General features: G+C 65.9%; 6 protein-coding genes. 4 read left to right on the plus strand and 2 right to left on the minus strand.

What is annotated here, in order from left to right:
• Positions 1-254 precede the first annotated feature (254 nt).
• Positions 255-614, plus strand: a complete 360-nt coding sequence (locus tag Q8M82_RS19585) for an endonuclease domain-containing protein (RefSeq protein WP_305692971.1) — start codon at positions 255-257, stop codon at positions 612-614.
• Between the two features lie 147 nt (positions 615-761).
• Here Q8M82_RS19585 and Q8M82_RS19590 read toward each other — a convergent pair whose 3' ends face one another.
• Complete coding sequence (locus Q8M82_RS19590) at positions 762-1,532, minus strand: hypothetical protein (protein WP_305692972.1); 771 nt, start codon at positions 1,530-1,532, stop codon at positions 762-764.
• 199 nt (positions 1,533-1,731) lie between these two features.
• Between Q8M82_RS19590 and Q8M82_RS19595 the strand changes: the two genes are divergently transcribed.
• The 3 genes from Q8M82_RS19595 (at position 1,732) to yddG (ending at position 5,616) form a co-directional block, all read left to right on the plus strand.
• Complete coding sequence (locus Q8M82_RS19595; RefSeq protein ID WP_305692973.1) at positions 1,732-2,910, plus strand: phosphoserine transaminase; 1,179 nt, start codon at positions 1,732-1,734, stop codon at positions 2,908-2,910.
• A gap of 219 nt (positions 2,911-3,129) precedes the next feature.
• Positions 3,130-4,719, plus strand: coding sequence for a phosphoglycerate dehydrogenase (gene serA, locus Q8M82_RS19600; RefSeq protein ID WP_305692974.1), 1,590 nt, complete (start codon positions 3,130-3,132; stop codon positions 4,717-4,719).
• A gap of 33 nt (positions 4,720-4,752) precedes the next feature.
• Positions 4,753-5,616: an aromatic amino acid exporter YddG gene (yddG, locus tag Q8M82_RS19605; protein WP_305692975.1), complete on the plus strand. Its 864-nt coding sequence runs from the start codon at positions 4,753-4,755 to the stop codon at positions 5,614-5,616.
• A gap of 86 nt (positions 5,617-5,702) precedes the next feature.
• Here yddG and Q8M82_RS19610 read toward each other — a convergent pair.
• The coding region (locus Q8M82_RS19610) for a TIGR02302 family protein (protein ID WP_305692976.1) at positions 5,703-7,931 on the minus strand (2,229 nt) is incomplete at its 5' end.

The raw sequence follows: 7,931 nt of genomic DNA on the forward strand, positions 1-7,931 counted from the left end.
GTACCCCCAGGGCGGTGCCCCGAAGCCTCCCGGGAGTGGATCGTGACTCCACCCGCAGGCGCCGCCCCCACCCCCACCAACGGCACACCTCCGGATGGCTGCCCCTCGGGGATGAGGTGATGCACCGTAGGGTGAGAAAGAAGCAGCGGGGATAAGATGATGGCTCGCCCCTTCGAGAGCCCAGCGCGGGGAACCCCTCTCCTGTAAGGAGAGGGGCAGGGGAGAGGTGTCGGCCCCTCGACCAGTGAGGCGCAATGGCGACGGAACGACAGGATTTCACCCGTAAACTCCGCCGGCAATCCACAAAACCAGAGGATATCCTCTGGTCGCTGCTCCGCGCCCACCGCCTCGACGGCCTCAAGTTCCGCCGGCAAGTCCCGCTGCTCGGCTACACCGCCGATTTCCTCTGTCTCCAGCGCAAGCTCGTCGTCGAACTCGACGGCGCCCAGCATGACGCCGAGCGCGACTACGACGCGGCGCGCACGCAGGAAATCGAGCGCCACGGCTTCACGATGATCCGCTTTCGCAATGAGATGGTGCTGAATGACCGCGACGCTGTCATTGCTCGCATCCGTGAGGCGGCGGGACCCGCAACGGAGAACCCTCTCCTGTAAGGAGAGGGGTTCCCCGCGCCCACTTCCGCCGTGGAGGACAGGATGAAGGCCTTTTGCGCCGCCGACCCGAAGGTGACAGCTAATTTGAGGGGCTGCCGGGCCAGCCGGCACATGGCGAGCGGGACAAAAATGTCTGCACGATCGAAATCAGATTACGTTGAAATCTATCTTTTCAAATCGATTGCTTTGCTGCTTCAAAGCACTCCAGTCAAAATCGTACAGCTCAGATTTCTTCCAGTTATCTGGAAATTCGATGCGAAAAAGCGAGCCTATTGATGCAGACATATCATGATAGTCATATCCATCGACTGAAAGACCTGTCGCCCCCGCGCTAAAATCATGATCATAAAACTGAGATGAGATCAAAACCAACAAACCAGCAACGGCATCTATTAGATTTCGCAAATTTGCTTTCTTAAATTCATCATGTCGATCATGTTTACTTGCGTTGTAGGCCGCATACCAACCGATAGATTTACCATTCTTCCAAGGAAGAAATGGTTTAATTATCCTACCACTCCCCTCGACAGGCAAAATTACCTTATAAGATGATAATCTATGTGTTTTATCAATCTTTTTATATACACTCATATTCAGAATTGGCTTACCAAATCGATCCAGCGCAGGAGTGTAAATATTCTCCGCCAAAATCGCCTTGAAATTGGCTTCGACTTCGATGCACGATCTCATAAGAAGTTCGTGAATCCTGAAAGAGTACGCTTTAAATGCCAAATTTGAAGGCTCGACATATTCAAATATCTTTATAAGATCAGCCTGTATCAATAGGAAAGCCCTGACATAGTGAGCCGGGTTATTTGCATAATCTCGATCTAATATATAGCCCCACTTACTATATCCAGAGTTCGGACCGTCCTTAATTCCACGAAAATTTCTATGAAACGGCTTGGAGAAACTCAAACCAACCTCCATCAAATTGGAAGAAGCAAACTGAAAAGCGAACGCATCGGCTTGATGTAAGTATAATCGTATTGCCTGTACTCCCTTGATTGTCCAGCACCGACCCCACCCTTGACTCCCCCCGCCCTCCCCCCTTACCCCCATCGACGGGACACGCCGCCCCAACGCGGCGCGCCCATCTGTAAGGATGGAGACATCGATGGCGAATACCGTTCCGGCCGCGCTTCCGCGCGTGCCGCATTTCTCGTCCGGCCCCTGCGCCAAGCGCCCCGGCTGGTCCCTCAAGGCACTCGGTGATGCAGCGCTTGGCCGCTCGCACCGTGCCAAAATCGGCAAGGACAAGCTCAAGCTCGCGATCGACCTGACGCGCGAGGTGCTGCAGGTGCCCGCCGATTACCGCATCGGCATCGTGCCGGCCTCCGACACCGGCGCCGTCGAGATGGCGATGTGGTCGCTGCTCGGGGCGCGCGGCGTCGACATGGTCTCCTGGGAGAGCTTCGGCGCCGGCTGGGTCACCGACGTCGTCAAGCAGCTCAAGCTGGCGGACGTCCGCACCTTCGAGGCCGGTTATGGCGAACTGCCGAACCTGAAGAAGGTCGACACCAAAAACCGCGACGTCGTCTTCACCTGGAACGGCACGACCTCCGGCGTGCGCGTGCCGGATGCCGGCTGGATCGCGGATGACCGCGAGGGGCTGACGATCTGCGACGCGACCTCGGCGGCGTTTGCCCAGAAGCTCGACTGGCCCAAGCTCGATGTCACCACCTTCTCCTGGCAAAAGGTGCTGGGCGGCGAGGCGGCCCATGGCATGATCATCCTCTCGCCGCGCGCGGTCGAGCGGCTCACGACCTACAAGCCGGCCTGGCCGCTGCCGAAGATCTTCCGCATGACCAGCGGAGGCAAGCTGATCGAGGGCATCTTCTCGGGCGAGACGATCAACACCCCCTCCATGCTCGCGGTCGAGGACTATCTCGATGCGCTGCACTGGGCCAAGAAGGTCGGCGGTCTCGACGGGCTGGTGAAGCGCGCCGACGGCAACCTGCGCGTCATCGCGAAATTCGTGCGCGAGAACGACTGGATCGACTTCCTCGCGGTGAAGCCGAAGACGCGCTCGAACACGAGCGTCTGCCTGACCTTCACCGACCCGGCGGTGACCGCGCTGCCGGCGGACGCGCAGGCGGCGTTTGCCAAGCAGGTCGTCTCGATCATCGAGAAGGCCGGCGCCGGCTACGATCTCGGCCATTACCGCGACGCCCCTCCCGGCCTGCGCATCTGGTGCGGCGCAACCGTCCAGTCGCGCGATCTCAAGGCGCTGCTGCCGTGGATCGCCTATGCCTTCGCCGAGGCGAAGGCGGGCCTGGGCAAGAAGGCGGCGTAGCCTCAACCTGCCCCCTCTCCCCTTGCGGGAGAGGGTTGGGGTGAGGGGTCGCGCGACGTTCATCGTCGCCGTCTCTCACCGCCGCCACCGTTCAAGCTCGCGCGACCCCTCATCCGGCCCTTCGGGCCACCTTCTCCCGCAAGGGGAGAAGGGGACGCGCGCGCCTTCCCCTGTCCCGCGCAGAGCGCCGACGCGCCGCGCCAGCCGAAAGCCATCCTCATGACAGCGCCCAAGGTTCTGATTTCCGACGCCCTCTCCCCCGCCGCCGTGCAGATCTTCAAGGATCGCGGCATCGACGTGACCTTCGATCCGGGTCTCGGCAAGGACAAGGACAAGCTCGCCGCCATCATCGGCGACTATGACGGCCTCGCCATCCGCTCGGCGACCAAAGCCACCGCCAAGCTGCTCGAGGCCGCGACCAAGCTGAAGGTGATCGGCCGCGCCGGCATCGGCGTCGACAATGTCGAGATTCCCGCCGCCACGGCGCGCGGCGTGATCGTGATGAACACGCCCTTCGGCAACTCGATCACCACCGCCGAGCATGCGATCGCGATGATGTTCGCGCTCGCCCGCCAGATCCCTGCTGCAGATCTCTCCACCCAGGCGGGAAAATGGGAGAAGAACCGCTTCATGGGCGTCGAGATCACCGGCAAGACGCTCGGGCTGATCGGCGCCGGCAATATCGGCTCGATCGTCGCCGACCGCGCGGTCGGCCTGAAGATGCGCGTCATCGCCTATGACCCTTATCTCAGCCCTGAGCGCGCCGTCGCGCTCGGCGTCGAGAAGGTCGAGCTCGAGGATCTGCTCAAGCGCGCCGACTTCATCACCCTGCATGTGCCGATGACGGAGAAGACCAAGAACATCCTCTCGGCCGAGGCGCTGGCGAAGACCAGGAAGGGCGTGCGCATCATCAACTGCGCCCGCGGCGGGCTCGTCGACGAGGCGGCGCTGGCCGAACTCCTCAAGTCCGGCCATGTCGCGGGCGCGGCCTTCGACGTGTTCTCGGTCGAGCCGGCGGAATCGAACCCGCTCTTCGGGCTCGACAACGTCGTCTGCACGCCCCATCTCGGCGCCGCGACCAATGAGGCGCAGGAGAATGTCGCCCTCCAGGTCGCCGAGCAGATGAGCGACTATCTGCTGAAAGGTGCCATCACCAACGCCGTGAACTTCCCCTCGATCACCGCGGAAGAGGCGCCGCGGGTGAAGCCCTTCGTCGATCTCGCCGAGAAGCTCGGCTCCTTCCTCGGCCAGCTCACCGAGGCCCCGGTCAAGGGCATCCGCATCGAATACGAGGGCGCGGTCGCCAGCCTGAACCTGAAGGCGATCTCGGCCGCCGCCATCACCGGCGTGCTCAGGCCCTTCCTGCCCGAGATCAACATGGTCAATTCCGCCATGGTGGCGAAGGAGAAGGGCATCGTCGTCGAGGAGCTGACCCGCGAGATCGCCGGCAATCTCGAAAGCGTCATCCGCATCGTCGTCGAGGCCGAGGACATGCCGCGCCACGCCTCGGGCACGGTGTTCCAGGACGGCAAGCCGCGCATCGTCGAGATCCGCGACATCGCCGTCGATGCCGAGTTCGCGCCGCACATGCTGTATGTCCGCAATGCCGACAAGCCGGGCTTCATCGGCCAGTTCGGCTCGCTGCTGGGCCAGGCCGGCGTCAATGTCGCGACCTTCGCGCTCGGCCGCGACAAGCCCGGTGGCGACGCGATCTGCTACGTTTCGGTCGACGAGCCGATCTCGGACGAGTTGCTCGACCAGATCCACGAGATCCCGATGGTCAAGCGCGCAAGGCGGCTGAAGTTCTGACGCCGGCCGACCGCGCTCCAGCCCCGCCTCGCCATGACCAGCCGCACCGCCACGCTGATCGGCTTCCTCGCCATCCTGCTCTGGTCGACGCTCGCCTTGTTCACGGCGATGAGCGGGCGGGTGCCGCCCTTCCAGCTCGTCGGCATGACCTTCGTGATCGGCGGGCTCTTGATCCTCGCCATCACGGCTGCACGCGGGCAGCTTTCGCGCATCCGCCCGACGCCGGCTTCATTCGCGCTCGGGCTCTACGGGCCCTTCGGCGACACGGCGCTCTACTATGCGGCGGTCAAGACGGCGCCGGCCGCCGAGGCCAACCTGATCCATTATCTCTGGCCGCTGCTGATCGTCCTGTTCGCAGCGCTCCTGCCGGGCGGGCGGCTGCGGCCGCGGCATCTGGTCGGGGCGCTGATCGGCCTGGGCGCCACGGCGCTGCTGGTCTCGGGCGGGCTCGGGTCCGGCCAGGGCCTGGCGCTCGGCCACATTCTGGCGGCGCTGGGCGCCTTCGTCTGGGCGAGCTATTCGGTGATCTCCCGCCGCTTCGCCGCGGTGCCCTCGGAGAGCCTGTGCATCACCATGCTCGGCTGCGCCATCCCCGCCTTCGCCTGCCATTTCGCCTTCGAGACCACGTTGTGGACGCTGACGGCGGTGGAATGGGCCGGCGTGTTCGGGCTGGGACTCGGCTCGATCGGGCTCGCCTTCGTGGTCTGGGACATCGGCATGAAGCAGGGCGACGTCGCGCTGCTCGGCGTCGCCTCCTATGCCGCGCCGGTGCTCTCGACGATCATCCTCGTGCTCGCGGGCTATGCCCAGCCGAGCTGGCTGCTGGCCGTGTCCTGCGTGCTGATCGTGGTCGGGGCGGTGGTGGCGAGCTACGCACCGCGTCATGGTCGGCCTTGAGCCGACCATCTCCTGCAGGAGATCCTCGGGTCTGCGCTCCGCTCCGCGCCCGAGGATGACGGTTAGTCGCCTCAGGCGACGAACCGTCAATTCCGCCTGAGCAGCCGCTCCAGATAATCCAGCTCTTCCATCGGCCGCGACGGGTCGCCGAGGCGGCGGCGGAGTTCCTCGAGGATGCGCCGCGCGCGCTGGGTCGCGCTTTCGTCGGCGCCGGGCACGCGGACACGGCCATCGGCCCAGTCGCGCTGGCGCTGCGGCCGGCCGAGCGGGTCCTCGCGGCCGCGCTGCTGCGCCGAGGGCCGGCCGGAAGGCTGGCCGTCCGGATCGCCGAAGGCGCCTTCGCCAGGCTCGCCGCCCTCGCCGGGCTCGCCCTGCATCTGCTGGGCGAGGTTCTGGGCGCCCTTGCGCAGGGCCTCAAGCGCCCGCCCCTGCGCGTCGAGCGCGCCTTCGCCCTGGCCCTGGCCGAGCTGTTCGCCGGCCTCGCCCATGGCACCCTCGGCTTCGCCGAGTTCGCCCTGCTGGGGCGCACCCATGCCGCGCATCCGGCGCTGCAGATCCTGGAGCCGGTCGCGCAATTGCTGCTGGCGCTGGGCCAGGCTCTGCCCGCCCTGGCCCTGCTGGCCTTGCGCGCCCTGCTGCCCTTCGCCCTCCTCGCCGTCCTCGCCCTGCTCGCCGGGCTGCTGGCCCGGTTGCTGGCCACGCTGGCCCTGCTGACGCTGGCCCTGCTGGCCGGGCCGCGCCTGCTGCTGGCCGGGACGCTGACCGCGCTGGGCCCGGTTCTGGCGCTGCTGCTCCTGCTGGAAGGTCTCGTCGCGCAGGTTCTGCTGGTCGCGCGTCATCCGGTCGAGATCGGAGAGCGCCTGGTTCATCTCGCGCTGGCGCGGGTCCTGCTGGCCCGGACGCGCCATCTGGAGATTGTTGAGCATCTGGTTGAGCTGCTCCATCAGGCGCTGCGCCTCGGCCATGTCGCCGCGGCGGGAGAGCTCCTCGATGCGGTTGAGCATGTTCTGCAGGTCGCGCGGCGTCACCGTCCGGAAGTTTTCCGGCAGCTGCGACATCTGGTTGGGATCGGCGTTCTGCTGCTGGCGCTGCATCTGCTCGGCGAGCTGGCGCATGAACTGGTCCATGGCGCGGCGCAGATCCTCGGTCAGCTTCCTGATCTCGTCCTCGGAGGCGCCGCGCTCCAGCGCCTGCTGCAGGTTTTCCTGCGCCGCCCGCATCGCCTTCTCGGCGTCGGACAGATCGCCGTCCTCGAGCTGAAGCGCGAGCGCCCACATCAGCTCGGCGACCTCGCGCAGCTGGTCGTCATTGCCGGCGCTGCGCAGCCGCTCGCCGATCATGCGCATGCCCAGATAGACGCCGGTTTCCTTCATGAAGAGCTCGGGCTCGATCAAGAGCGCATCCATGGCGAGCTGGACCTTGCCGCGCGTGTCGACGTCCATGACCAGCTTGCGGCGCTGCTCGACCAGCGCCTTGGGGAGCGGCTTGGCGAAGGTGCGCTGCGGCAGCACGACCTCGACCGCCTCGCTGCGGCCTTCCTGGCCGGCCTCGTCGCGCGCGACCAGCGTCATGCGGACTTTTGCGCCGGCCCAGGGATGGGCCGAGAAATCGACGGTGCTCTTCAACTCCTCCTCGCCGGAGGGGGAAGAGGGCACGCTGAGCGTCTGCTTGGGCGCCTCGACCAGCGAGCGGCCCGTGGAGGGCGGGCCGGCGCGCTCGACGGTCGCCTCGACCGAGGCGAGCCCGTAGTCGTCCTTGGCCTCGTAAGTGATCGAGAGCCCGCCCGGCTGCGCGCCGGTGACCGGCTTGGGCGGCTCGCGGAAGGCGATCTCGGGCGCCCGGTCGGGAATGGCGGTGATCGCGAGCGTGCCGCCCGGGGCGCCGGCGCCGGTGAGGCGCAGCGTGCCGTTGCCCGCGAGCGTGTAGCGCCGCTCGACGACGGCGGGCGCCTGGCCGGGGGCGGGCTTTGCCGCCGGGACTGCTGTCGCTTGCGCGTCCGCGACCTTGCCCTCGCCGGGCTTGGGTTCGGCCACGGACTCGAGCCGGCCGGTGACGGCCACGTCCATCGCCGATTTGCCGGCGATGCGGACGACGATGGTCGATTTCTCGGGCGCACTGATCTGCGGGCTGGCGAGCTTGGCGAAATCGATCAGCATCGGCGGCAGACGGGTATAGGCCGGCGGGTCGATCCAGGCGTCGATGCGGGTGGCGGGCGCCGGCAGCGACGGGCCGCGCCAGTCGAAGGCGGCACGCAGCCGCTGGTCGCTCTCCGGCCCGGCGACGAAGAAGGCGGTGACGGCGGCGAGAACGGGCAC

Origin of the sequence: Allobosea sp. (assembly GCF_030694325.1) — a bacterium.
GTDB lineage: Bacteria > Pseudomonadota > Alphaproteobacteria > Rhizobiales > Beijerinckiaceae > Allobosea.

Bases quoted from the DNA above. Each gene is read 5' to 3' on its own strand.
- serA (WP_305692974.1), top strand. From the start codon at position 3,130: ATGACAGCGCCCAAGGTTCTGATTTCCGACGCCCTCTCCCCCGCCGCC.
- yddG (WP_305692975.1), top strand. From the start codon at position 4,753: ATGACCAGCCGCACCGCCACGCTGATCGGCTTCCTCGCCATCCTGCTC.
- Q8M82_RS19585 (WP_305692971.1), top strand. From the start codon at position 255: ATGGCGACGGAACGACAGGATTTCACCCGTAAACTCCGCCGGCAATCC.
- Q8M82_RS19595 (WP_305692973.1), top strand. From the start codon at position 1,732: ATGGCGAATACCGTTCCGGCCGCGCTTCCGCGCGTGCCGCATTTCTCG.